23 protein-coding genes are annotated in these 25,747 nt (G+C 47.0%); all 23 read right to left on the reverse strand.

The window, feature by feature from the left end; genetic code table 11:
* Positions 1 to 33 precede the first annotated feature (33 nt).
* The gene (locus tag QLG07_RS18880; protein WP_282469899.1) at positions 34 to 1,143 is read right to left on the reverse strand and encodes a glycosyltransferase; all 1,110 of its coding nucleotides are present in this window, start codon (positions 1,141 to 1,143) and stop codon (positions 34 to 36) included.
* Entirely contained in the window at positions 1,121 to 2,314 is a 1,194-nt protein-coding gene (locus tag QLG07_RS18885) for a glycosyltransferase (RefSeq protein ID WP_282469900.1), read from the reverse strand. Before QLG07_RS18885 ends, QLG07_RS18880 begins: the two co-directional genes overlap by 23 nt.
* Entirely contained in the window at positions 2,311 to 2,871 is a 561-nt protein-coding gene (locus QLG07_RS18890; protein ID WP_282469901.1) for an acyltransferase, read from the reverse strand. Before QLG07_RS18890 ends, QLG07_RS18885 begins: the two co-directional genes overlap by 4 nt.
* Complete coding sequence (locus tag QLG07_RS18895) at positions 2,858 to 3,778, reverse strand: glycosyltransferase family 2 protein (RefSeq protein ID WP_282469902.1); 921 nt, start codon at positions 3,776 to 3,778, stop codon at positions 2,858 to 2,860. Before QLG07_RS18895 ends, QLG07_RS18890 begins: the two co-directional genes overlap by 14 nt.
* Positions 3,744 to 4,841 carry a hypothetical protein gene (locus QLG07_RS18900; protein ID WP_282469903.1) on the reverse strand — a complete coding sequence of 366 codons (1,098 nt, stop codon included), beginning with the start codon at positions 4,839 to 4,841 and terminating at the stop codon, positions 3,744 to 3,746. The genes QLG07_RS18895 and QLG07_RS18900 overlap by 35 nt, the downstream gene beginning before the upstream one ends.
* A gap of 66 nt (positions 4,842 to 4,907) precedes the next feature.
* Positions 4,908 to 6,389 (reverse strand): oligosaccharide flippase family protein, encoded by a 1,482-nt coding sequence (locus QLG07_RS18905; RefSeq protein WP_282469904.1) that lies wholly within the window; start codon positions 6,387 to 6,389, stop codon positions 4,908 to 4,910.
* Positions 6,386 to 7,111, reverse strand: a complete 726-nt coding sequence (locus QLG07_RS18910) for a CatB-related O-acetyltransferase (protein ID WP_282469905.1) — start codon at positions 7,109 to 7,111, stop codon at positions 6,386 to 6,388. Before QLG07_RS18910 ends, QLG07_RS18905 begins: the two co-directional genes overlap by 4 nt.
* Entirely contained in the window at positions 7,108 to 8,181 is a 1,074-nt protein-coding gene (locus tag QLG07_RS18915) for a glycoside hydrolase family 99-like domain-containing protein (protein WP_282469906.1), read from the reverse strand. Before QLG07_RS18915 ends, QLG07_RS18910 begins: the two co-directional genes overlap by 4 nt.
* Before the next feature lie 6 nt (positions 8,182 to 8,187).
* A complete protein-coding gene (gene rfbC / locus QLG07_RS18920) occupies positions 8,188 to 8,730 on the reverse strand; it encodes a dTDP-4-dehydrorhamnose 3,5-epimerase (RefSeq protein ID WP_282469907.1) in 543 nt (180 codons plus the stop codon).
* Positions 8,731 to 8,734: 4 nt separating this feature from the next.
* Positions 8,735 to 9,607, reverse strand: coding sequence for a glucose-1-phosphate thymidylyltransferase RfbA (rfbA, locus tag QLG07_RS18925; RefSeq protein ID WP_048915589.1), 873 nt, complete (start codon positions 9,605 to 9,607; stop codon positions 8,735 to 8,737).
* Between the two features lie 49 nt (positions 9,608 to 9,656).
* Positions 9,657 to 10,556 carry a dTDP-4-dehydrorhamnose reductase gene (gene rfbD / locus QLG07_RS18930; RefSeq protein ID WP_282469908.1) on the reverse strand — a complete coding sequence of 300 codons (900 nt, stop codon included), beginning with the start codon at positions 10,554 to 10,556 and terminating at the stop codon, positions 9,657 to 9,659.
* Positions 10,553 to 11,641 carry a dTDP-glucose 4,6-dehydratase gene (gene rfbB / locus QLG07_RS18935; protein WP_282469909.1) on the reverse strand — a complete coding sequence of 363 codons (1,089 nt, stop codon included), beginning with the start codon at positions 11,639 to 11,641 and terminating at the stop codon, positions 10,553 to 10,555. Before rfbB ends, rfbD begins: the two co-directional genes overlap by 4 nt.
* Before the next feature lie 48 nt (positions 11,642 to 11,689).
* Positions 11,690 to 12,736, reverse strand: coding sequence for a UDP-N-acetylglucosamine--undecaprenyl-phosphate N-acetylglucosaminephosphotransferase (wecA, locus tag QLG07_RS18940; protein ID WP_282469910.1), 1,047 nt, complete (start codon positions 12,734 to 12,736; stop codon positions 11,690 to 11,692).
* 431 nt (positions 12,737 to 13,167) lie between these two features.
* Positions 13,168 to 14,181, reverse strand: a complete 1,014-nt coding sequence (gene galE / locus QLG07_RS18945; protein ID WP_187496836.1) for a UDP-glucose 4-epimerase GalE — start codon at positions 14,179 to 14,181, stop codon at positions 13,168 to 13,170.
* A gap of 41 nt (positions 14,182 to 14,222) precedes the next feature.
* Positions 14,223 to 15,125: a UTP--glucose-1-phosphate uridylyltransferase GalF gene (galF, locus tag QLG07_RS18950; RefSeq protein ID WP_048915584.1), complete on the reverse strand. Its 903-nt coding sequence runs from the start codon at positions 15,123 to 15,125 to the stop codon at positions 14,223 to 14,225.
* A 147-nt stretch (positions 15,126 to 15,272) separates the two neighbouring features.
* Positions 15,273 to 16,613 carry a lipopolysaccharide biosynthesis protein gene (locus QLG07_RS18955; protein ID WP_282469911.1) on the reverse strand — a complete coding sequence of 447 codons (1,341 nt, stop codon included), beginning with the start codon at positions 16,611 to 16,613 and terminating at the stop codon, positions 15,273 to 15,275.
* Positions 16,610 to 17,833 (reverse strand): glycosyltransferase, encoded by a 1,224-nt coding sequence (locus tag QLG07_RS18960; protein WP_230049773.1) that lies wholly within the window; start codon positions 17,831 to 17,833, stop codon positions 16,610 to 16,612. The genes QLG07_RS18955 and QLG07_RS18960 overlap by 4 nt, the downstream gene beginning before the upstream one ends.
* Positions 17,834 to 17,837: 4 nt before the next feature.
* Complete coding sequence (gene wcaK / locus QLG07_RS18965; protein ID WP_048915581.1) at positions 17,838 to 19,088, reverse strand: colanic acid biosynthesis pyruvyl transferase WcaK; 1,251 nt, start codon at positions 19,086 to 19,088, stop codon at positions 17,838 to 17,840.
* Between the two features lie 194 nt (positions 19,089 to 19,282).
* Positions 19,283 to 21,496 (reverse strand): phage tailspike protein, encoded by a 2,214-nt coding sequence (locus tag QLG07_RS18970; RefSeq protein ID WP_282469912.1) that lies wholly within the window; start codon positions 21,494 to 21,496, stop codon positions 19,283 to 19,285.
* An 87-nt stretch (positions 21,497 to 21,583) separates the two neighbouring features.
* Positions 21,584 to 22,618, reverse strand: coding sequence for a glycosyltransferase (locus tag QLG07_RS18975; RefSeq protein WP_282469913.1), 1,035 nt, complete (start codon positions 22,616 to 22,618; stop codon positions 21,584 to 21,586).
* A gap of 29 nt (positions 22,619 to 22,647) precedes the next feature.
* Positions 22,648 to 23,400 carry a glycosyltransferase family 2 protein gene (locus QLG07_RS18980; protein ID WP_048915578.1) on the reverse strand — a complete coding sequence of 251 codons (753 nt, stop codon included), beginning with the start codon at positions 23,398 to 23,400 and terminating at the stop codon, positions 22,648 to 22,650.
* 71 nt (positions 23,401 to 23,471) lie between these two features.
* Entirely contained in the window at positions 23,472 to 24,596 is a 1,125-nt protein-coding gene (locus QLG07_RS18985; protein WP_048915577.1) for an EpsG family protein, read from the reverse strand.
* A 36-nt stretch (positions 24,597 to 24,632) separates the two neighbouring features.
* Positions 24,633 to 25,538 (reverse strand): glycosyltransferase family 2 protein, encoded by a 906-nt coding sequence (locus QLG07_RS18990; protein ID WP_133623292.1) that lies wholly within the window; start codon positions 25,536 to 25,538, stop codon positions 24,633 to 24,635.
* Between the last annotated feature and the right edge of the window lie 209 nt (positions 25,539 to 25,747).

A 25,747-nucleotide genomic window follows, 5' to 3' on the forward strand; every position in this document is an offset into this window, starting at 1 on the left:
ATGCCTTATTTGATATGCAAAACGTTAATTAATTCAAATGAGAGATCTATACAATTCATATGTTTTGTCGACCATAATTTCGGAATTAAAATTATCATCGAAGTAAGCTCTAATGTTATAAAAAGTTACTTTCTCTGAAAGTATAGAATTCAAGGCTTCTGCAAGTGCTTTAGCAGATTTAGGTTCAACTACCAGACCTGATATACCATCCCTATTAACCCAGCCAACGCCAGAGCCAGGAATACTGCAAGATACAACAGGTGTGTTGAGTGAAAAAGACTCTAATTGAACAACACCATAAGCTTCAGATTTCTCGATTGAGGGTAAACAAAAAACATCACAAGCTTCATACCATGATGCTAAATCCTCATCTTTAACAAAACCAAGCAACTCTACCTTTCCAGAGAGATTATTTACCTCAATCAGCTTTTCCAGTTTAGATTTGTCTGGCCCAGTACCACCTATTGCAACAACTGTATTCTCTGGAAGAAATTTAGCAGCCTCAATGAGATACTCAAAACCTTTATAATAAACCAACCGACCTAAAGAAAATATCAATTTTTTATTTTTATATTTAGATTTTAAGTGATCTACTACATTTATATTTGGTGTTAAACCATTAGGTGAGATACCGATTGGAATAACTACTAATTTATGATGAAATCTACTAATATCTTTAGAATTTTCAGCATAAACTGACGATGTGGCAATAATTCTATCTGCCCGACGTAATAACCAGTCTTGGAATGGTTGATAAAAAAACTTTATTTTTCTTTGTTTAATAATATCGCTGTGCCAGTGAACAATAATTTTTTTCCCACTAAGCTTCGATGTCATCAATGCTATGTTAGCTAGAGGGTTAGGTAAATGGACGTGTATGATATCAAAATCCTTTACCATCTCCCTACATTTATTTATATAACTTAATGAAAAATCAGCGGAATGACGATGAAGATCAGAAGGGCAGCTCGAAACACTTACATTATTATATGAGTAGGTTTTAAAACTTTCCTTCAGATGATTTACGCACAGTACACTGGTAGGAATACCTTTCTCAACCAGACCTTCACAAATATCTGCAACAACCTGTTCGAGCCCACCAGAGAAAGGTTTATAATATTTACTTAAATGAAGAACTTTCACTGTTCTTTACCTTAAAATAGAAGCAATTACGCTTAAGCTGAAGTTCGCTACTCTCAAACTCTAATGCTTTTACATAATTGTTATTGGAATGAAATTTATATTTATCTTTACTCAAGGAAAGAATGATTACTGCTGCACTTGCTGAATCATCGACAGGATATATCATAGAAGAAGATATTAACTCCTTTACACCAGAAACATTAGTGCAAATGCATGGAAGTCCATTTGACATAGCTTCGATAACCACTCTTGGTAATCCTTCTCTACGTGATGAAAGGATAAATATATCGGAATGGTCCATTATTTCTTTTTTCATCTGAGGTGAGTCTATATAGCCTGTGAAAAAAACCCGCTCATAGACACCTAGTTTATTGGCTAATTCTTTATAATCTTTTAATAATAATCCATCGCCTACAATTATCCCTTTGTAATTGACTGGCAACTTCTCAATTGTTTTTAGAAAAACGTCTAATCCTTTGAAATTCCTGTCCAATACGCCCATAAAAAGAAGAACTATGTCATCATCACATTGATCATACCTTCTCGAACGCTCTTCCAGTGATTCAATAGTGGCATAAAGCTCTTTTGGTAAAGTTATACTACTATACGAAGAGTTAAACTTTTCACTCAATTTTTTATTATCTTTTAAATACTGATCTTGAATCTCATGCTCAGTGACAAATGAAACGAAATTTGAAAAATATAGCTGCATTCTAAAGATGAAACCAAATATGATGAACAATGCGTAGTTTATCAATTTATTATTGGTAGAATGACGAGCCTCTTGTTCCGGATTCGTTACAACCTCAAGGCTAAAACTTTTATTCCTTAAGATACATATCAATGACACTAAATATGCCAAAATCCCAGGAGTCCTGATAATTAAATAGTGTTCTCTACTTTCAAGTAGTGTCAATATTCGCCAAATTGAAGCGAATTCCATTACCCCTGTACCTGTAGTAAATATAGGCAGGAAACTAATTTTCTTATTATTGAATTTTTTATAGTTCTCTGGAGGGGAAGTTACAGTTTCAACTCTGGCAATGATTTTCACAAAATCGAAGGTATCAAGATAGCGACAAAAGAAATCATCATCTTCAATTCCTTGAACGTAAAATTCACCATCGAAGTATTTATATCTTCGCTCTATCGTCACTACCGCAATGCTCACAATTTTTCCCTTACTATCATCTCGAAATTTCCATCAATGAAGAGTGAATTATCAGGAATGTCCTTTTTGACTACTGACCCTGCACTAACGACTGTGTTGTTTCCAATTGATACACCAGAAAGTATTACTGTATTAGTTCCAATCCAAACGTTACTACCAATGCTAACCGCCTTCGATTTGAATCCCTGCTGGAGTATAGGTGCAGAGCTACGGAATCGATGATTGTGATCATAGATCTTTACATTCTCACCAAGGATACTATTTTCACCAATGGTGACAAGCTTTTGACAATTGATACTGACATTTTGATTAAAAAAAACACCATCACCAATAACTACACGTCCACCATTAATATTGATAGTCAAGAATCTACGTGAATAGAACCTTCCATTAAATAATAGGCTACCTTGAGTAATATTTATTAGCGAGCCTGAAGCAATAAAAGATCTAAAAAGATTTGGTAATTTTATATATTTTCCGAAGCAAATCTTTAGAACACAAATATAACTTACTGAAATAAATCTTCTTATTAGCTTTATGGCATTATTTAAAAGCACGTCTTAAAGCTCCTCTAAGATTAAATAAGATCTTTACAGGCATACCCAAATATTGTGCAGGCTTAAGGAGAAAATATAATACTGTGCTTTCCAGTTTAATATATCTCAACGTTCCAGATAAGTCATGCGCTCTGTTGTTTCTAATATAATAAACGTATAACCTTATGAATAACATTATCTTTGCTTTTCTTAAGTTCAGAAATTTATACTTATTACCTATTAGCTCCCAGAACTTGGCATGTTTGGATACTTCTGTGTTAATATCTGAAACCATGCTTAAGCTATTCTCTCGTTCGCGCCGAACAGTAAGGAATTTATTATCAAGGGCGATTTTACCTTCAGCAGCACTGTTAATAAGAAAATAATGATCTTCCCTATACTTCAGAAGCTCACAAAAACCATTCAATCTCTCAAAGAAGGATTTTCTGACGATAATTGTTGGTGTATTCATTAGAATTTTGCCATAAAAAAAACCTTCCATACGTTTCTTAGATTCGGCAGGTAGATTTTTTTTTGCTTTATACTTGACATTCAAATCATGGTCCGCCACTAGAATATTTCCTAGAACTAAGTCAGCTTTTTCTTCATTCATGATTTTCAGCTGACTGGTTAGTTTACCCGGAAGCCATATGTCATCAGAATCCAGAAAAGCCAATATCTTTCCACTGGCTTTTTGAGCGCCGAGGTTTCGAGCAGATGCTGCACCACCATTTTTTTTTGTGAAGAGCGACGTTTCATTAAATGAATCGACTATAACTAAATATTTATTATGTTCTTCTTCAGTGGAACCATCGTCAATTACTAAAATCTCATAATTCAATAACTCTTGTTGGACTACAGAATCCAATGCATCTTTCAAATACTTTGAAGAGTTATAAACTGGTATTATTATTGAAATCTTTTCCATTACCAACCTTTCTTATTTTTTGGTCATTTAAATATATAAAATATATTGAAAAAGGAATTAGCAAAGTATTGATGTATCTGTAAACAGAGTGGGTGGTTAATAGGCCTATTAATATTACAAACAAAAAGGTGAAGGCTCTATCCCTAAGCAAATGACCTCTGATTGATTTTAAAAATAAAATCATTGCTAGAATATTGAATGTCCTTTGAAAAATAACCAAAGGGTTCATGTCTAAAAAGGGATAAAATGTACTGACTATATTGGTAATCAATGCTTGATGAAATGCCCCTGACAGAATAAATGGAATTAAATTGTAATCACTGACGATGAGCGTTTCAGCGTCATAGCTGACATTTAATTCACCAAACCTTTTAGACAAAGTAAAGAGCTTCAATGTATGAGCATACGGACTATTTAGATAGTAAATAAAACTGAGCAAAAATATTAAAACCACAAAATAAAATAATCTCTTATTTTTCTTTTTAAGATAGAAGCCGAACAGTACGCCTATGTAAAGAATAAAAAGCTCAGGCCTGGCAAAACCTAGGAATAACAATGAGCTCAAAAAATATATGGGGCTCTTTCTTAAAGATGCAACTAAAAGGAATGAAAGCGCCGCAATACTGAATGCTTCTTTCAATATGAAATAAGACCAATAGCCGCCTACAACGATCCCCATCAAAGCAAAAGTCATGACTAACAATCGGCCTTTTTTACTTTCTATTTCCAGCATAATTTCTGAGGTTAATGCTGCAAATGCAGTTGTAAAAACAAAAATATTTATAACCCTAATGAAATCGAGCCCAAATAATTCTCCTACCTCCCGTACGTAAACTGAAAAAGGTAGCTTGGAAGCATTATCATTGACATAGAAGCTTTCATCAGGGAATACAAAACCATTCTCACCATTAAATTTCAACAGCAAGAAAACCACACACATAAAAAATAAACTATAAATATAAGAAAATGAAACTACTGTTAAATAGACCCTACTGTTCCGTTGGAAACGAGATAATGACGCAGCCAAGATAAAACTTAGCACGAGTGAAGTTATGAATAACATAAACGAATCCAATTGATACAATCAAGGTATGGAAAGAAGCTGATAAACATAAATATATATTTTTAACTATCTGCTTTCTTTTATTTTGTAGAAATCTTTAGGCGATATCTTAAGTACAAAAATGTTTACCAAAACTAAAATTAAATATGTCGAGAATGCACTAATGAAGGCATGATAAATCCCACCACCATCTTTGATATCAAGTAAGTTTAATATATAGATCGACAATGACGAGAAAATAATTGATCCTAGAACATAGGCAAACCATTTTGACAAGCATCCTACCAATATCTTCCGATGAATAAATATCATATATGGAATGAAAATTATTGCATTAGCTATCAATACTGACATCGCAACTCCATTTACCCCATAGTCTGGTATTAATACTTTTATTAAAATAGGAATTAGTATTAATAAAATCACACTAAAAGCTAGACTAGCTCTAACCCGAGCATACCCCAATGACAAATAGTAGGGTAAAACAGTAAGCGCCTGCAACATTTGTGATATCATCAAAAAAGTAACCACTAATGCCATATTATTAGATATCGATTCAGATTTAGTCCATATGTGCAGTAGTGTCTTAGAGTACCCGGCCAAGACAAAAGATAATGGAACTATTATCAAGCAAGAGTACCGCGTCAGTTGAGAATAAAAGGCATTGAGCTGAATCAGATTACCAGCTTCTCTCATTGCAGTAAACTTTGGGAATACTGCTTTTGCTATAGTTGTTATTAATATTAAAGGTATTAAAGAAAAAGTGGCTGCTATACTATAATAACCAACCATATCTATACTGAAAGTCCTAGAAACCGCCAATTTATCCATCTGAACGACTAAGGATGATAGTACCCCCATTCCTGCCATACTTAATGAATATCTGTAAGTTTTTTTAATAATCAATATATCTACGGACCGAACTTTATATTCTATCTTTTTCCATGTGACGCGATGAAGAACAATTAAATAAATAACATTAGTTAGTAATTGCCAGATGAAAAACGCATACAGGGTATTAGATATATATTCTAAAACAAAAATAACACCACCGGCTCTCAATATCCCCCATCCAACCTGGATTATGTTTGCCTGTACCTGCAACTGGGTCCCCATGAGTGCGCCAATGTACAGATTCGATGGTAGTTGTACTGCAATGCAAGCCCCCATAAGGAATATCAATAACGATACTGACTCAGATTTATTTCCAACATTAAGCCAATGAGTGGATACATAACTTGAACTTAAATACATTGCCAATAATAAAAACAAAGAAATAACTAAATACAATATCTCGTAGGTAAATAACAAGCTTGCTTTTTCATTCTCCCTGGAAGAATCAACAGAAAGTCTCGCGAACTCACGAGTGGTTGTAGAAGAAAAACCTAAATCTGCAAATGATAGTAATGCCATTAATGTTGCGTAAAAGCCTATATATCCATAATTATTCTCACCCAAGTACGATATATAGGCTGGCACAAATGCAAAAAGAGAGATAATTCCCCATAGTCTACCAAGGAGATTGGCAAAAGCATTTTTTCTAATCACTTAAATACCTTGCTTTTTTTACTGTGATATTCATCTATTGATTCGAATAATTCCGCATTCATCTTCAAATCATCAATTTCACGATCCCACCATGCAAAGCCATTTATTTTATTTATTATATCCTCAGAAAATCTTTTCTTAATCAACTTGGCTGGTACTCCACCCACAATTGAGTAGGGCTCTACATCTCTATTAACGACTGCCCCAGCGGCAATAACTGCACCATTACCTATGGACACACCATTCATAATAAGTACATTTTGACCAATCCACACATCATTATGAATTACAACAAATTTCCCGTCAGAATCAGCGTAAGAGTAATTCGCGAACTTGTCTTTTTTAAGTGAATTAAGTCCTAAAAGTGGTAGAGTCTCGTTAGTAGCTGAGTAAAACATAGGATGGGTAGATATAAAACCTGAGGTCGGATGATTTCCAGTAACGATTTTCACATCAGGAGCAATTGAACAAAACCGCCCTATTTTACAACCTTTCAGTAAGGCACCACTACCTATATAAGTACCCTTACCGATATTTGAATTTAATACTACTGCATTTCCTAATATTGCAATGTTCGTTTCAAAACTGCAGTTTTTTACACTTGAATCCAAGGAAAGATAAATATTTTTTTTCCTCATTTTTATATTAAAAATAAAATTCTTAACTTTCCTTTTGATTTTCGCAAAACCTAATGATTTGTATAATTCCAATATGATTTTCATTTTATTACTTCAAAATGCTTTTGAATGATTTTAAGATAGGTGTCTTTATATTTGTCATCCGGTTCTATGAAATTCCCTTCAGCCCACTCATTCCAAGATTTCAAAATTACCACACGATCATCTAACTCTTTCTTTGAAAGGATCTCTTTGACCTGTTGCACATGATTCTCAAATGTATATGGCGTAGAACCATTCAGAAGCCATCCATTCTTTCCATGTCTAATAGTTGAATCCCAGCGGGGGATGATTACTGGGAACACATTTTTTTTAGCGGTTCCTGCATTATTGAAACCAGATGCAAGTGATGGATATGAATAAACTCTAGGGTTAAATAACTTTTCGGGTAATATTTTTTTCCGAATTAACTTATCACGTACTTTTTCGTAGAAGTTCCTATTTTTAAACATCCCACGAGAATTCACTACTGCATCAATATTATACGTTTCTAAGTCCTCATATTTACAAAACTCACCTATTATATATAAATCTGGGAAACCATGTTTCTTTGCTAATTCTCTGAAGTTTTTAACCCAATCAACTGCATCCGGTATTTCAAATATTTTGAAAACTAAAAAAACAGGTTTACCATTAATTTTAATATATCTTTCATCTCTGAAGAAATCTAAAAGATAATTAAAATGCATCTCTTGATCTGCACGCCCCAAGTATTTTTGTTCTTTTAATAGTTTATTAATGCTTTTATTCCACCAAGAGTGATTTGCCCATCCAAAACAATACCTTACATCAGCATTACTCTTCAGAAGGAGTTCAGCTGGTTTTTCAAGAAGTTTTTCGCCATTTCCAAACCAATAATGCCAAAAACAGAAACCTGTTACAGAGTTTTCCTTAGCTAATTTGTATTGTTTTTCTAAAATTAAAACATCATTCAATTCATAGTACTCTTCATCCATTGGATGCAAGATATCATGTTCTTTGAATAATTTTTGAGCTGACTTCACTTGAGTCCATTCAGTAAATCCCTCTCCCCACCACTGATCATTCTCAGCGATTTGATGAAACTGAGGAAGATAATATGCGATATTTTCTTTTATTGCTAAGCGGTTGTTCATATAATCCTACTGGTTTTTATCCGCGATTTTTTTGGCTGCACTATCTTTAGCTGATAAAATGATTTCTTCCATTATCGGCCATTTAATATTTAAAGTCTCATCATTCCATATAATCGAGCTTTCGCTAAGAGGCTGATAGTAACTGGTAGTTTTATACACAAATTCAGCATTTTCGCTCAAAACTAGAAAACCATGTGCAAAACCTTCTGGGATCCACAACTGACGTTTATTCTCAGCTGAGAGATTGACCCCGACCCACTTTCCATATGTTGGTGATTCCGTTCGAACATCCACCGCCACATCAAATACTTCACCAGCAACACAACGCACTAATTTACCCTGCGCGTGTGGCGCCAGCTGATAGTGCAGCCCGCGCAGAACACCTTTGGAAGACTTAGAATGGTTATCCTGAACAAACTCAACTTTGCGCCCTACTGCCTCTTCAAACACTTTCTGGCTGAAGCTTTCAAAGAAAAAACCTCGCTCATCGCCAAACACTTTGGGTTCAAAGATTAGTACATCAGGGATATCAGTTTTAATCACGTTCATGGCATCAGTATCCTTTCACCATTTTGAGCAGATACTGCCCATACTCATTCTTCGATAAAGGTGCAGCCAGTTTCTTGACCTGTTCCGCATCAATAAAACCTTTACGATAGGCAATCTCTTCCGGGCAGGAGACTTTCAGGCCCTGTCGCTGTTCAATAGTCTGGATAAAATTACTCGCTTCAATCAGGCTGTGATGCGTACCGGTATCCAGCCACGCATAGCCGCGCCCCATCATCGCCACAGAGAGACTGCCCTGCTCCATATACAGGCGGTTGATATCGGTGATTTCCAACTCGCCGCGCGGTGAGGGTTTAAGGCTTTTAGCCATATTCACCACGCTGTTATCGTAGAAATAAAGCCCGGTCACCGCATAGTTACTCTTCGGCTCCAGCGGTTTTTCTTCGAGGGAGACAGCGATGCCCTCTTTGTCGAATTCCACTACGCCGTAGCGTTCTGGATCGTTGACGTGGTAAGCAAAGACTGTAGCACCAGATTTCTGGTTTACCGCAGCTTCCAGCTCTTTCGGCAGGTCATGGCCGTAGAAAATGTTATCGCCCAATACCAGCGCAACGTTATCATCACCGATAAACTCTTCACCAATAATAAAGGCCTGCGCCAGTCCGTCCGGGCTTTCCTGCACTTTATACTGCAGGTTCAGGCCCCACTGGCTGCCATCGCCCAGCAGCTGCTCAAAGCGCGGTGTATCCTGCGGGGTACTGATAATCAATATATCGCGAATTCCCGCCAGCATCAGGGTGCTGATTGGGTAATAGATCATCGGCTTGTCGTAGATAGGTAGCAGCTGTTTACTGACGGCCATCGTGACCGGGTACAGGCGAGTGCCTGAACCGCCCGCCAGAATAATTCCTTTACGCATTGGGTATCTCTAATCTGTCATTCTGAGCAAATCTCAGAATTTGAATGGGTCAAATTGCCCGTAACGCTGCAAGCTCTTCGAGCATGCGTCGGACACCTGCCTGCCACTCTGGCAGATCAAGTGCAAAAGTTTGCTGAAACTTTGCGTTATCAAGGCGAGAATTCAAAGGTCGCTGAGCCGGAGTGGGATAGCTGCTGGTCGGCAGAGGTTTCGCCTCTGTGAGCGCCAGCGCAACACCCGCCTTTCTTGCCTGAGTAAACACCAGGCTGGCGTAGTCGAACCATGTGGTGGTTCCTGAAGCAACCAGATGATAAAGACCAGCAACCGAAGAGTCACGCTGGGCAGCAGTAATGGCATGAGCAGTACAATCAGCCAACAGATCTGCACCGGTTGGTGCTCCGTACTGATCGTTTATAATCCCCAGTTCAGCCCGCTCCTTCGCCAGTCGTAACATTGTCTTGGCGAAATTATTGCCTTTAGTGGCGTAAACCCAGCTGGTGCGGAAGATAAGATGCTTCTGGCAGTACTGCCTAATGGCCTGCTCACCTGCCAACTTACTTGCTCCATAGGCATTAAGCGGACCAGTCCGATCATCTTCAGACCAAGGTTGCTCACCGTTACCAGGAAAAACATAGTCAGTAGAGTAATGCACCAGCCATGCACCCAGCGCCTGAGCTTCTTTAGCGATGGCCTCGACGGTGACGGCATTAATTAAGCGTGCCTGTTCCGGCTCACTTTCCGCTTTATCAACGGCAGTGTAAGCGGCTGCATTTACGATGACGTCAGGTCGAAGGGCGCGGATGGTGGCAATGATGCCTGCAGTGTTAGTGAAGTCACCACAGTAGTCAGTAGAGGATGTTGCCAGCGCGGTGACGTTACCCAGCGGCGCCAGGGAACGTTGTAACTCCCAGCCCACCTGTCCATTTTTCCCGAACAGCAGAATATTCATGGCTGACGTTCACTATAGTTCTGCTCAATCCACGACTGGTAGGCCCCGCTCTTCACATTGCTAACCCACTCACTGTGAGTCAGATACCACTGCACCGTTTTGCGGATCCCGCTTTCAAAGGTTTCCTGCGGTTGCCAGTTAAGTTCTGCTGCAATCTTAGCGGCATCGATGGCGTAGCGGCGATCGTGGCCCGGGCGGTCGGCAACATAGGTAATCTGCTGGCGGTAGCTGCACTCTTTAGGCACCAGTTCGTCCAGCAGGTCACAGATAGTTTCTACCACCTGCAGATTCTGCTTCTCATTGTGGCCGCCGATGTTATAGGTCTCACCTATCTGCCCCTGCGTCACCACGGTATAGAGCGCGCGCGCATGGTCTTCTACATACAGCCAGTCGCGGATTTGATCGCCTTTACCGTATACCGGCAGCGCTTTGCCATCCAGCGCGTTGAGGATCACCAACGGGATCAGTTTTTCCGGGAAGTGGTATGGGCCATAATTATTGGAACAGTTGGTGACGATTGTCGGAAATCCGTAAGTACGCAGCCAGGCGCGAACCAGATGGTCGCTGGATGCTTTTGACGCGGAGTAAGGGCTGCTGGGTGCATACGGCGTGGTTTCAGTGAACAGTGGCAGTGCAGCACCCGCAGGCTCTTCATCAGGATGCGGCAGGTCGCCATACACTTCATCCGTCGAGATATGGTGGAAGCGAAACGCCGCTTTACGGTCTGAATCTAATCCATTCCAGTAGCTACGCGCGGCTTCAAGCAGTACATAGGTACCGACAATATTGGTTTCAATAAATGCTGCCGGGCCGCTGATTGAGCGGTCGACATGGCTCTCCGCCGCCAGGTGCATTACCGCATCAGGCTGATGCTGGCTGAAAATGGCACTCATTGCCGCGCTGTCGCAGATATCTGCCTGCACAAAGGCATAACGTTCACTGCTGCTGACATCCGCCAGAGATTCCAGATTGCCGGCGTAGGTTAATTTATCGACATTGATGACGCTGTCAGAGGTGCTGTTAATAATATGGCGAACCACGGCCGAGCCGATAAATCCGGCTCCGCCCGTCACTAAAATTTTCACGCTTCTATTCTCTCTGTATTCAATTTTATTTCTGCATCAGATGAATTTCTATTTCACCGTCATAATAGTGTCAGAAGTGAGCTTTATTCTCGCCACCATGCGTACGCCATAAATAAACGCGATAAAACTCAGGCAGAAGATAGCAAACTGCCAGTTATCCGGCACGTGGCAACCTTCGAGGATAATACCGAGCATGCCGCTAAACAGCTGGCCTGAAGTCATGATCGCTAAGGTCATACGACCGCTGAATCCGGCGCGCATCAGGATGTGGTGCAGGTGCTCGCGATCGGGGCGGAACGGGCTGCTGCCGCGGCGTACGCGGGAGATCATCACGCGGATCATATCCATCAACGGCAGAGCAATAATCCACAATGCGGTCACCGGTGCCATCACCGCGTCTTCGCCCTGTGAGGCAAGGATAAGTAGCCAGATTACGGTGAAGCCGATCAGCATGCTGCCGGCATCACCCATAAATATTTTGAATTTCCGCCCCCACGGCACCCCGAGGTTGAGCAGAATGTACGGCATGCAGGCCACCACCAGCGCCAGGCACCACATCCCCAGCTCCGTCTGTCCGCCGAAGAAGAACAGCATGCTCAGGGTGGCAAAGGCCACGCTGGCCAGGGCACCGAGTAAGCCGTCGATACCGTCAACCATATTAAAGGCATTGATCGAACCGATCACGGCAAACAGCGTTACCAGATATCCGAGCGCCCCCAACATCAGCGGGTAGCCAAACAGGAAGGTGCCCAGCGAGTCAATCGCCAGCCCCTGCCACATCATAATCCCCGCTACCCCGGCCTGTACCAGCATGCGCGGCATCACCGGCAGGTCAAAGCGGTCGTCAATCACGCCGACCAGCAGCAGCAGAGTGATGCACAGCATGTAGACTGGAAAACCCGGCAGCCAGCCAGGCTGCAGACTATACAGTAGCCATAACGAAAAATAGATAGAAACCCCACCCACCAGCGGGATGTGTCCGGAGTGATGCTTGCGCGCGTTCGGCTTGTCGACCAGGCCAACCCGACGGGCAATTTTTCGCGCGGCGAACAGCAGCGCCAGTGCGCCTACAAAGACAACAATGATATCTAGCATATGTTTACCCGTGCCCACAAAATTTAAGCATCCTGACTAAATTTGACCACGCTACCGCCCCTGGCTATAGCTACCAGTTGGCTGTCACTGATTCACCTACAAGCATAGCCAGTGAATTCCGGCCAGCTTTGTTTTTTTTTATTGGATTTATCCTGGAAACAAATCCACATGCCGCGTTACAAAATTGTGCGACAATTCTTATACTATTGGCGCGGTCACACAAGCTTAATCTACTGTCTTTTTTATGTAATTTACCATTCTCAACCACGTTGAACAATTAAGTATCACTGACCGGTTATTTTTTGACACGCCACTACCGTTATGACGCCAGCGCTTATCGGTTGCAGTCTCGTGCAAAATTTCGCTGCCCGCAGAAATGAAAAAACTCCCAAATCAGGGAGTTTTTTTAATCAATGCCAGTCATGTCTGAACTATCGGTAACCGTTAGGATTGTTCGACTGCCAGTTCCAGGTATCGCGCATCATCTCATCGATACCGCGAGAGACACGCCAGTTCAGCTCTTTGTCCGCCAGCGAGGCATCCGCCCAGAAAGCCGGCAGGTCGCCAGCGCGGCGCGGTGAAATCTGATACGGCACCGGTTTACCCGCCGCTTTCTCAAAGGCTTTCACCATCTCCAGCACCGAGTAGCCAACGCCGGCACCGAGGTTATAGGCTTTATAGCCGTCAACCGCCGCGATATGGTCCAGCGCCTTCAGATGCCCTTCTGCCAGATCCATGACGTGGATATAGTCACGTTCACCCGTGCCGTCTTTTGTTGGGTAATCGCCACCAAAGATGCCGAGCTTTTCCAGGCGGCCGATAGCGACCTGCGCAATGTATGGCAGCAGGTTGTTCGGGATACCGTTCGGGTCTTCGCCAATCTGGCCAGACTCATGCGCGCCAACCGGGTTAAAGTAGCGCAGCGCGATGGTTTTGAACTCCGGGTTGGCTTTAGCGTAATCGCGCAGGATCAGCTCAACCATCAGCTTGGAGGTGCCGTAAGGGCTGGTGGTGCCGCCGATTGGCGTGGTTTCCACGTAGGGAACCGGGGCATCAGCGCCGTACACAGTGGCGGAGGAGCTGAAAATAAACTGGTTCACACCGGCACTGCGCATCTCTTCCAACAGCACCAGCGTACCGGTGACGTTGTTCTGGTAATACTCCAGCGGCATGCGGGTTGACTCCCCCACCGCCTTCAGGCCGGCAAAGTGGATCACCGCGCTGATGCTGTTACTGGCGAAGATATCACGCAGGCAGGCGCGATCGAGGATATCACCTTCGCAGAACACCGCTTTCCTGCCGGTCAGCTTCTCAACCCGGCTGATTGATTCACGTGATGCGTTGCTCAGGTTATCCAGTACTACAACGTCGTCGCCGCGCTCAAGCAGCGCCAGCACCGTGTGGGAACCGATGTAGCCAGCTCCGCCCGTTACTAAAATAGCCATGTTGACTCCTTGCAACCACGCCGGGCGTGGCCACGTTCGGGTTAAGGTTGTTTCGCTAAAATCTTCTGAATTTCTTCGCGGAAATCGCGGCCCTGGTCATGGTTACGCAGGCCCCAGGTCACGAAGGCTTTCATGTAACCCAGCTTACGACCACAGTCAAAGCTGTCGCCGCTCAGCAGGTGCGCGTCAACCGGCTGTTTTTTATTCAGGTTGGCAATGGCGTCGGTCAGCTGATAACGGCCCCAGGCACCCGGCTCAAGGTTTTCCAGCTCGGTCCAGATATCCGCAGACAGCACGTAGCGACCTACCGCAGCCAGATCGGAGTTCAGCGTCTGTGGGTTTTCAGGTTTCTCGACGAACTCAACAATAGAGGCCACTTTACCGGCAAAATCCAGCGGCTCGTCGGTGGTGATCACCGAGTATTCGGAGAGATCGGCTTCCGGCATGTGGTGTGCCAGTACCTGGCTGCGGCCGGTCTCTTCGAAACGTGCCACCATGGCAGCCAGGTTATAGCGCAGTGGGTCGGCGCTGGCGTTGTCCAGCAACACGTCCGGCAGTACCACAACAAACGCTTCGTCATGCAGCATCGGGCGCGCGCACAGCAGCGCATTCGCCAGGCCCAGCGGCTGAGGCTGGCGCACGTTCATAATGGTCACGCCCGGTGGGCAGATAGATTTCACTTCGCTCAGCAGGGAACGCTTAACGCGCGCTTCGAGCAGGGCTTCCAGTTCGTAGGAAGTATCAAAATGGTTTTCGACCGCATTCTTGGACGCGTGGGTGACCAGAACAATTTCCTTGATACCTGCTGCCACGCACTCGTCGATGATGTACTGAATCATCGGCTTATCGACTACCGGCAACATCTCTTTAGGAATGGCTTTTGTAGCAGGGAGCATATGCATACCGAGACCCGCAACCGGGATAACTGCTTTAAGCTTGGTCATATTTTTTCCATATAAATGAAGTAAAAAACGTTCACTCATTATGCATTAAAGGGATGATTCACAAGTATAATCTTAATCTGAAAAAATAGCGCCAGGGCCAGCTATAAAAAAGGCCACCGCCAGGGTGACCTTATATTTATTACCGGGTTACAGGATGCCGCTGAACCATTCGGGCATCACAAATAAATTATAATAACTGACCAGCGCCATGATTCCGACGAACACCACCGACACCGACACCCACTGGCGGGCGTACGGAATGAAGCGGATCCCAATCACTGGCTTAATAAAGAACGGATGCGCGAAGCCAGAAATCAGCACCTGGGAAATCGACAGCGTCAGCGCCACGTAAGCGACATTTGGCCAGATCCAGGTTGTCGCCAGCACCGCAACCACGATCAGACTGGCAACAATATTCCAGTAGAACTCGACGTTGGTGCGGCCATTGGCCTGGGAGATCGCGCCGGTCAGCCCGCCCATCGGGCGCAGCATGCCGAACAGCAGCATCAGTGGGATCAGGTGCCCTACCGCCTCATGAGCCGTACCGTAAAGCACGCGAACAATCACCGGGGAGAGAATACCAATCGCCAGATACATCAGGCTGCTGAACAGCATAATCGCCAGCGTGCCCTTGAGGAACAGCTTCTGCAGCTGCGCAGGCTCATGCTGTTTTTCAGCAAAGCGTGGCAGTGCCAGGCGGTTAATGACCGGCGTCACCAGCTTCAGCGGTTGCAGCACCAGCTCTTTTGCCAGCGAGTAAACCCCGAGCATCTCGGCGCCCATCACCTTGCCGACAATCAGGGAGTCGGCCTGGGTGCGCAGCTGGTTAATGGTCTGCGAGCCGAGCTGATACACGCCGTACTTCATCGAACTGAAGAAGGTGCCTTTATCAAACTCAAAGGTTGGACGCCACGACTTCTCACCAAACCCGATCATGCAGAGAATACGCATGGCGGCATTGGCGAACAGGCCGAGGATCACCGCCGAAACGTTAAGCGGCGTGAGGTACAGCAGCGCGACCGTCAGAGCGAAAGCGAGGAACTTAGTCACCATCTCTATCTTCGCCAGCAGCACCATGCGCTTGGCTTTGATAAAGTGCGCCTGATACTGCGACAGCGAGCCGAGCACCAGGAAGTTCAGGCTGGTCAGCATGATCAACCCGGTGAGCTGCGGCAGATGATAAAAGTACGCAATCGGCCAGGCAATGGCGATCAGCAGCAGCCCGGTCAGCAGGCTGAGCAGCACGTTCACCCAATAGATGGTGCTCTGCTCTTTGCGGGTAATGTTCTGGCGATGCACGATATAGCTGCTCATCCCCATATCCTGCAACACCATGGCCACCGCGAGGATGGCATTGATAATTGCCAGAATACCCAGTTCATGCGCTTCCAGTTTGCGCGCCAGTACGCCCAGCTGAACCACTTGCAGTACCGCAGCAAAACAGGTACCACCAAACAGCCATACGGCCTGGTTTTTTAAACTACTCACGCTAATTGCTCCAGAATTTCGGCCAGCCTGCGGTAGGCAATATGCTGGTTAAACTCGGTTTCAACCTTAAGACGGGCTGCGGCCACCACTGGGGCAACATCGGCCTCGCCCTTCGACAATTTCAGCAGGATGTCGGCCAGCGCTTCGGCGTCGCCCTCTGGCGCCAGCCAGCCGGAGACATTGTGCTCGATCAGCTCAGGAATACCGCTGTGCTCGCTCGACACCACCGGCAGCCCGACGGCCATCGCCTCCATCAGCGCGACGGGGATCCCTTCCATATCGCCATCGGCAGCGGTCAGCGACGGCAGCAGGAAGATATCGGCTTCATCCAGATAGCGTTTAATCTCCTCCTGCGGTTTGAAGCCAACCATCTTCACGCACTCTTCCAACTTGGCGTTGGTGATGGTGGCACGCAGCTCATCTTCAAGGTCGCCGTTACCGACGATGGTGTACTCGAAGTGACCGCCCTGCGCTTTCAGGATTTTGCAGGCATCAATCGCCACGCCCAGCCCTTTTTTCTCGGTCAGGCGAGCCACGGAGAGAATGCGCAGCGGCTGGTGAAGCGAATCACGGGCCTGCAGATTAAATTTCTCCGGCTCGATGCCCATGCGCGTCACGTGGATCTTCTCCGGCGGGCAGCCCATCTCGATCAACTTGCGCTCCCACAGATGACTGATCGGCAACAGCAGTTCGCTCTGGGTAAACAGGCGCGCGTAATCCTCTTTGTGCTCTTCAAGGATATGGCGGCGGGAGATATCCGCCCCGTGGAATACGGTGGCCTGCTTGCCCTGCAGTACGCCAAGCTCGCGCAGCTTGTTCGCCAGCGCCCCGGCGTAACCGAAGTGCACCAGGAACACGTCCGCGACAAACGGCGTCTTGTTGGCGGCAACAATCGCCGGCAACAGCAGCTTGCTCGACTGCGCGCCGTAGCGCCCGATATTGAATGATTTCAGAGTGGCGGAGCTAAGAATTTTCGGCAACACGATCTGCAGACGCTGCTTCAGCTTGTCCGCATTGGTCACCTTCTCTTCCGGCAGCAGATAGTGGGTTTTTTCCGCCAGATTATAGCGGTCGAAGGCCCCGTGCCGGTTTACCAGATCGCCCGGGAACACCGAGATAATCTCAACGTCATAGCCGATATCAATAAAATGCGTCACCTGGTTCAGCACGAAAGTTTCAGAGCTGACCGGAAAACGCATCGTGAAAAATGTTAATTTCATTGGTTCACCCTAAGAGTTTAACCACGTCGTCAGTGATCCGGTTACCCAGCATCCGTTCCTGTTCCACAGCGCTGTCTACCTGCTGTTTCACCGCATCGTAGTTATCCAGTACGGTATTCACTTTCGTGATAATGCTGCCGTCCATCAGGCTCTTCACGTCGCTGGCCATCTCTGGCAGGCCCAGCTGGTTCATCACCCCAAGGGATTTGTGCTCATAGTTAATCGCCACGGCTGGCGTACCAAAGTTCATTGAGATAATCGCCGAGTGCAGGCGTGTACCAATCGTCAGGTGGCACTGACCCAGCAGGATACCCAGCTCAAGGTCGTTAAACTCATCCATGATGACGTGGTACTTATCTTTCTGTTCGATATGGTCGCTCAGGGTCATCGCCACCATACGGTCATCTTTGTTATAGCTGTCGATGCCGGTACAGGTCGAGAACGCCACCACCTGGTAGCCGCGGGCGATCATGGCGTTGATCACTTTGCCAAAGGCTTCTTCATACTGCTGCTGCGTAACGCCCAGTCGCTTGTCGAACGGGGCCAGTTCACGCACGGTGATGGCAATGGTCTTTTGCTGGCCGATAACCTGCTGCCAGTGCAGCAGGTTATGGCCCGGCTCCGCCACTTCACGTGCGCGCACCAGAAAGGCGGTATCAGCACCTTTTACCACTTTCCCGGTGGTGATACCGCCCTGCTTCATCATCTCCAGGCTGACGCTTTCACGCAGCACCAGGCTGTTTACGCGGTCAAAGACAAAATTGGCGATTTCATTAAAGCGCGGCTTCTGGAAAGGACCCACGCTGTGCCCAATCATATGAATCGGCTTGCCGGCCAGCAGCGCACAGAGCGAGTGTTCAAACTGCAGCGGGCCGTAAAGGTCAACGAAGAACGAGCCACCGACCTGAATAATCGCGTCATACTGCTTCAAGTTGTCGCTGAACTCCTGCAGATACTGCGGCACAGGAAACAGCTTAAACACGCCGCGTTTGGCGATATGCGCCATCATGATTTTCGGCATCAGACGGCGCTTAATTTTATCTACCAGCTTGTTTTTGCCCTTTTTAGTCTGCAAAAAGAGCGCATCTGGCAGAATATCTTGCTGGAGCAGGTAACCAGAACTGGTTGGATAACGGCTAATAACGTCAATATCGAGGTCGTTCCTTGCCAGGTTTAACGAATCAATAATCCCGCGTAAAATAGCGCCATCACCACGATTTCCACATGTATGATTGCCAACTAACAAAATCTTCATAACTACTCCAGAAAAAATTTTATAATTCTTACAGGCCTAAATGACCTTAAGTGGTTAATTAATAAGTCTTATTGTTTAAAAACTGCCAAACACCCATCAATACGTCTTAACCGCTTAAAACAGGCTGCCTTTCCAGGCATCAGAAAAACAGCCTGATAACTCTGAAAAACCGTGGTCTTAACGAAAAACTGACACTATTTCAGTGCGAAATAGGGAATAGCTACCTGCTTGCCGTTAAGAACAATCGAGACAAACCCCTCGGGATGGTCGGTATTAACCTGATCGGCGCTCAGCGGGCGGGAAGCCATCAGTAAATCGCCATTTTCATTAGCGCCGATGCCCGCTTTACCGTTATGCAGGCTGAAGCGCTGCACCGCACGGCTGGCGTCTTTGCCCGTTGGCGCCGCGCCAAATTTCATGCTGCTGTCGAAGCGCGCGCAGCGTCCGGTCTTGAAGCGGTCTTTAGCCGTGGTTTTGATCAGCACCCCGGCAGAAGCAACCCAGCCGTCAATTTTGACGAAGACCCGCACATCGGTGTCGTGCGGCGTCACGATCATCACGTCGAGCACCGGACTGGCACCTTCCGCATGCCATGAGGCTTCAAATTTGTGAGTTTTGCGCTGCAGGCTGACGATCGCCCGCCCGCCGGTAGTCTTATCGCCGACCACCTTATTAAGCGGCGCGCTGCTGCTGCCGTTACTGAATGAGGACTGGCCGAAGATTTCAATCTCCCACGCATCGCCGACATCCGGGGTATAGATGTTGCCCAGCTCAACCCATTTCTGCTGATTGCTGTTGTTTTCGATGCGGAAACGCGAAGTCAGATAGTTGTACTTCATGCTGCCGTCAACCGCGATACCGTAGGATTCAACGCGGGTTGAACCGCGCTCCCAGGCGCCCAGCCACTCACCTTCCGCCAGCGAGTTATCGATCCAGCTGCCGGCCTGCAGATTCGTCTGGCGCGTATTCAGGCGCGAGTTATGGGCGATCAGCGGGTTCTTACAGGTTTCCAGGCTCAGGGCATCGATAATCCACTGGCCGTTGGAGATATCGCCGGGGAATTCGGTGTGCTCGATCCAGCCGTTATGGATCAGCGACTGACCGCAGCGCTGCAGGTTAAGGACTTTCCCTTCGGTGCAGTACTGCGCGTTAAAGTTAGACAGCTCGATGGCGGTACTGTGGTCCCACTTGCCCTGCGGCGCGTTCGACCAGACAGATTTGATTACGTCGCCGCTGCAGCGCAGCGCGTACCACTGGTCAATTTTACAGTCGAGGGTGTCCATCAGGCTGAGCGAGGTGCCGCCAACGCGCACGAAGCGCAGGCAGGCGCCGCGGAAATACTGGCCGCCGGCGCATTTATTGTCGAAGAAGCCTTGCCTGTTCGGGCGCTCGTCGGTGCGGCCGTTGAACTGCAGGTTGCTGACTTCCACCCAGCGGGTATTCACCTTAAAGACAAAGTCTGAATCGCCGTCGGAAACAATGGTGGTGGCCGGGAAGTAGCCAAAGTTGACCATCGCACCAGAGATGCGGAAGAAGCGCGTTTGCTGTGCAGAGAAATCGCAGGCGCTGACGAAGAACGTCCCCGCCGGGAACTGCAGGCAGATCTGCTGATTGGCATCCTGCGCCCATTGGTACATGGCCTTGATTGCCGGTGCGCTGTCGGTTTTGCCGTCGTCAATCGCCCCGAAATCAAACAGGGTCAGGCGGTTGAAGTCCTCAACCACGCGGCGCCAGTGGAAGTCGCCGTTGCCTGCGATAATCACCCCGCCATCATCTTTGGCGGCGCTGAGGTTACCGACAAACTCGCCGCCGCCGACCTCCAGCCCTTCATGCCAGCTCTTCAGCTTGATCTTGGCACCGCTGAACAGCGGGCGGGTTTTACGCAAGTCATCTACCGAGGCAATTTCACCGATCAGCTGGTAACCGGCGGGCTGAGCCAGGCGCTGGCTGAAGTTGTTACTGCCGCGCGTCACGTCAGGGATGTTAAACAGCGTTTGTCCGCCGTCATCCACCACCGCCATCGAGTGCGACGGGTCAGCAATCAGCGCGGCATTATCGGCAATAAACTGCTCGAAGCTGCCTTTATTCAGCGCCACCGGCTGCTGCACTTCAGACACGTTGCCTTTGGCATCGCGCAGGTAGAGGCTAATCAGATTGCCCGCTTGGGTCGGGTCGCTGCCGGCTTTACCGATATAGAGTTTGCCGCTGAAATTTTTCCAGAACTGATCCGGCATGGTATAGACATTTTCCGGCGTCAGAATAGGCACATCACCCTTCGGCAGATCGCCAGGATTGACACTTTTCAGGGCCAGTGTGGGGTTACTTTTGGCCGCATTAGCGGTGAATGAGCTTACAGTGAACCCTGCAAGAATCGATGAGAACGCAGTGAGTAATTCTCTTCTTTTCATGATGTTGTCCCGTGGTCAATTTTTGGTCCTGCAGCACAGCAGGTATGAAACAGACTTCCAGAGGTCAGGCGCGAGCCCGTGCCGTCGTTAAATCAGCGACAGCCAGGCTTCTTTGATGACCTTGCCGTCAAACTTGAGGGCGGTCGTTTGGGTACTGGCGCTCATGGCGTAAAACAGCTCATCGTCATGGGCCAGCTGATTCATGCTTTCGATAAAGCGCGCTTTATCGTTCATCGCCACCAGAAATCCATCCTGCTGATGATTAACGATCTCCTGCGGCCCGGTCGGGCAGTCATACGCCACCACCGGCAGGGACCAGGATTTCGCTTCCAGCAGCACCAGCGGCAAGCCTTCATAGCGCGAGGTCATTAGCGCCATATCGCTGTCGCGATAGTAGTCGTTGATATTGCTGACGCGGCCGACAAAATTGACGCTGTTGCTGATATTCAGGCGCGCCGCCTGGGCTATCAGCTGCTCTTTCAACTCACCGTCACCGGCAATCACCAGCTTCCAGTCAGGATTGGTCGCCACAAAGCCCTGCCAGACATCCAGCAGCAGATCGAAACCTTTCTGATGGTCCAGGCGGCCGACGGCCAGCGCCTGGTAGTGGCGCTGAGTGCGGTGATGATTTTTGTACACCACAGGATTGGGGATGGTTTTGCTGGCGATATTCCAGCCGTTGAACACCTGATGGTCTTTATCCGTCAGCACAATTACGCGGTCGTAATAGCGCAGCATCAGGTACTTGAGGAGTTTGATCGGTTTACTGAAGGAGTTAATCGCCACGTGCTCGCAGGCGTACACTTTGGCCGTTTTCTTTTTCAGCGTCATCATGCTGTACAGGGCAAACATCACGCTGAGGCGCCCCATGCTGATCAAAAACACTGCGTCAAACTGCTCCTGATGAATGCGTTTCACCACACTTTTCAGCGGCTGCTTTTCAGCGGCAAAACTGACAATTTGCTGCACATGCTCAAAGGGATAGAACGGCTGTCCCGAGCCTTCCAGCGAATAGACGGTAACCTCATGCTGCGGGCCTAAACACTCCGACATAAAGTTACAGATGTTCTCCGTTCCGGCATAGGAATAGGCATCTTTGATAACCAGCACGATTTTTTTCATGATTAAAACCACCTCAAGAACTGCCAAATTTATCTGTGTTTCAAAGTGAACAACACGCCATTAACCATGTACCAGACATAGTAGTAATAGACTTTCAGCGGGTTGTTTTTAAAAATGAACTTCAACAGGTCGAGATGCCATTTGGCCGCTTTATTTTTATTGCGCGACAGCGAGTCACCCATCTCGTAATAGGTCACCAGATTTTTATCGATCACCCGCGCCTGCTTATATTGTTCAAACAGCTCGTAAAGGAACAGGAAGTCTTCGTGGCCCTTTTTCTTAAACAGCACCGTTTTCGCCGGGCGGCGATAGCAGACGGAAGAGAAGCAGATACGGAACTGCTTTTTCACGAAGCTATCCTGCATCAGATAGGGTTTGCCGTAGCGCACGTCATAGGATTTGGTGCGCGAACGGTAGCTGTAATCGCTGATCACCAGATCGTCGCCGGAGGCCAGCGCGCGCGTTTGCAGCATCAGCTTGTCACTGAACCACTCATCATCACTGTCGAGGAAAGCAATAAACGGTTCGCGCGCCGCTTTCAGGCCGACATTGCGGGTTTCCGCCGCGCCGAGGTTGACCTCATTGCTGAGGATCGTGATGCGCTCGTCGGTGCAGTGCTGGCGCACGAACTCCAGTGAATCATCGGTGGATTTATCGTTAATCAGGTAGATCCGCCAGTCAGTATAGGTCTGATCAATCACCGACTGCACCGCCCGCAAAATGGTCGCGCGCGCGTTGTACATGGGGATAATAATCCCGACCGTGCCGATTTGATTATTCATCTGATACCCTGAATCTGAGGTTTATAAATTATTAAATTTTCAGGGCCGGGTATGCCCGGCCGCGACGTTAATTAAAACAATCTGAATATAGGCGCGATGCTGTAACCGTTAATCGACTGCACCGACAGGATGGTGTTGTAAGCCAGGTAATAAGACGTCATGGCAAACAGCAGCCCAAAGTTCAGCAGCACGTTACGGATGCGCATCATCAGGAAGGCCAGCAGCAACGGCTCGCAGTGCAGGAACAGGTTACCCACGCGCCCACCCAGGATTGAGAAGTCTGAGAAGACGATACGCACCGCCGCACCCGCCGAATAGGCGATAAACAGAATATAGGCGATGCGGTCTTCTTCTTTAATCGGCTGGCGGAAGTAGACCACGGTGAAGAAGGCAATAAAGGCGATGTTTTTCAGGTTCGCCAGGCCAAACACCGGCGAGGCAGCATCAAACACCGTACCGCTATAGCCCATGGCGCGGTCGCCGATCACCGGCACAATACCCAGCGAGTCAAGGAACAGCTTTTTACCGCCGACCAGGCCTAATGGGATAGCAGCAAACACCATCGCCAGACCGAAGTACTTACGCTCTTTCAGGAACAGGAACGGCAGCACCATCAGCACCGCATAGCCAGTGGAGTGCGACTGAGTACTGAATGCCAGGAAGACAAACGCCATGAAGTACTTGCGCCCGGCCGCCGAACAGATACAGGCCACGGCGAAAGCACTCGACAGGCCGAAACGGATCTGGTTCATATCCTTGTTGATAAACAGGTGCGCTGAGTACAGGCACAGCGAACAGAGGATCAACGGCGAATACTTCTTATAAATCCAGGCGTTGGTCGATACGGCGATAAATGCGACAAACAGCAGGAAGTAGTAGCTTTCATGCGTGAACCAGCCCAGCACCCATGCCAGCAGCATAAACAGGTTTTCATAGCGGTAGATATCCGCCACGGTGGCGTAGCCACTGATAGTGGTCTGCCGCGAGAAATCGTGGAAGAAGCCAAGATACTGCCAGTCATCGATGCCCGAATTTGGCCCCCTGAAACCGGCAAACATGATCAGCGCCACCGTACCAATAAAGAAGAAGTAGGTCAGCACGCGCTTCATTTTTGGTTCATTGGCCTGGTTAATCGATGCCAGTTCAAAAAAACAGAAAACGAGAATGGTGTAGCTAATTATCCAATATATTGCCATGTTCTAATCCGCCCGTTCTTTATAATTCTTATAGTGCTACTTCCCCCCTAAACGCGCCCTGAATTTATCTTTCAGACGATTAAGGAAGTAAGTGCGGTTATCTTTATTGGTTAAGAAAAAGTAGCGGGCAAAGCTGAGGCTGGCCTGAAATGACTTGCCATCCATCTTATAACGTAACGGCAGCTTGTACGCTTTATAGGTGTGGATATCACGGCGCGTCAGGTACGGCTTCATATTATCGAGCCAGAAGTAAGAGTACTTCACCGACTCACCCTTATGCTTGGAGCCAAACTTGGTCACCAGATGATAGTTCGCCAGCGGCTGCGCAATCATCACGAACTCATAGCCAAGACGATCGGCGCGGATGCAGAAATCGTAATCCTGATGGCGGATGTACTTCTGATCAAAGCGGATCTCCTGCGCATATTCGCGCTTCAGCACAATGGTGCTGGTCTGGATAAAGCCATAGCAGCCAAACAGATATTCGGCCACGGTTTCAGTGCGCGACACCTGCTGTAGCGGCAGCACTTTCAGGAAGTGACCGTCCTGAATAATGTTAACCTGGCTATAGATAATAAACTTCTGCTTACCCTGCCCTTCCAGCTGCTGGATGAGCTTCAGGCTCTCCTGCAGCTTGTCCTTGTGCCATTCGTCATCGGCATCGAGGAAGCTGATATAGTCGCCGGTCGCCAGTTCGATGCCTTTATTGCGCGCGCCGGAGCCGTTGAGCTTCTCCTGCGACAGCACCAGGTTGATCTTCAGCTGCGCGTAACGCTCTGACTGCACCACCGCAGCCAGCTGTTCGGCATCGGCGGATTTATCATCAATGATGATCACTTCAAAATTCTGGTAACTCTGCGCTGCCACACAATCCAGGGTGGTCACGATAGATTCGGATGCATTATATGCAGGAATGACGATGGAAAATAAAATATCCTTCATTGTCAGGCACCTTTTAATCGTCCAAAACAACATTCTAAAAAATAAAGGAACCTTCAAAGAAGGTTCCTCAGGGTTTACTTAGCTTTTCGCATCCTGCTTGTAGCTGTAGTCGTAATAGTCATAGCCGTAACCATGAGAATTAGCGGCCTTACGCGGCTTTGTTGAATAAATCAGATTCGGGGCGAGTGTCCCTGTGGCAGGACAGATTT

This window comes from Erwinia sp. V90_4 (genome assembly GCF_029967685.1).
GTDB lineage: Bacteria > Pseudomonadota > Gammaproteobacteria > Enterobacterales > Enterobacteriaceae > Erwinia > Erwinia aphidicola.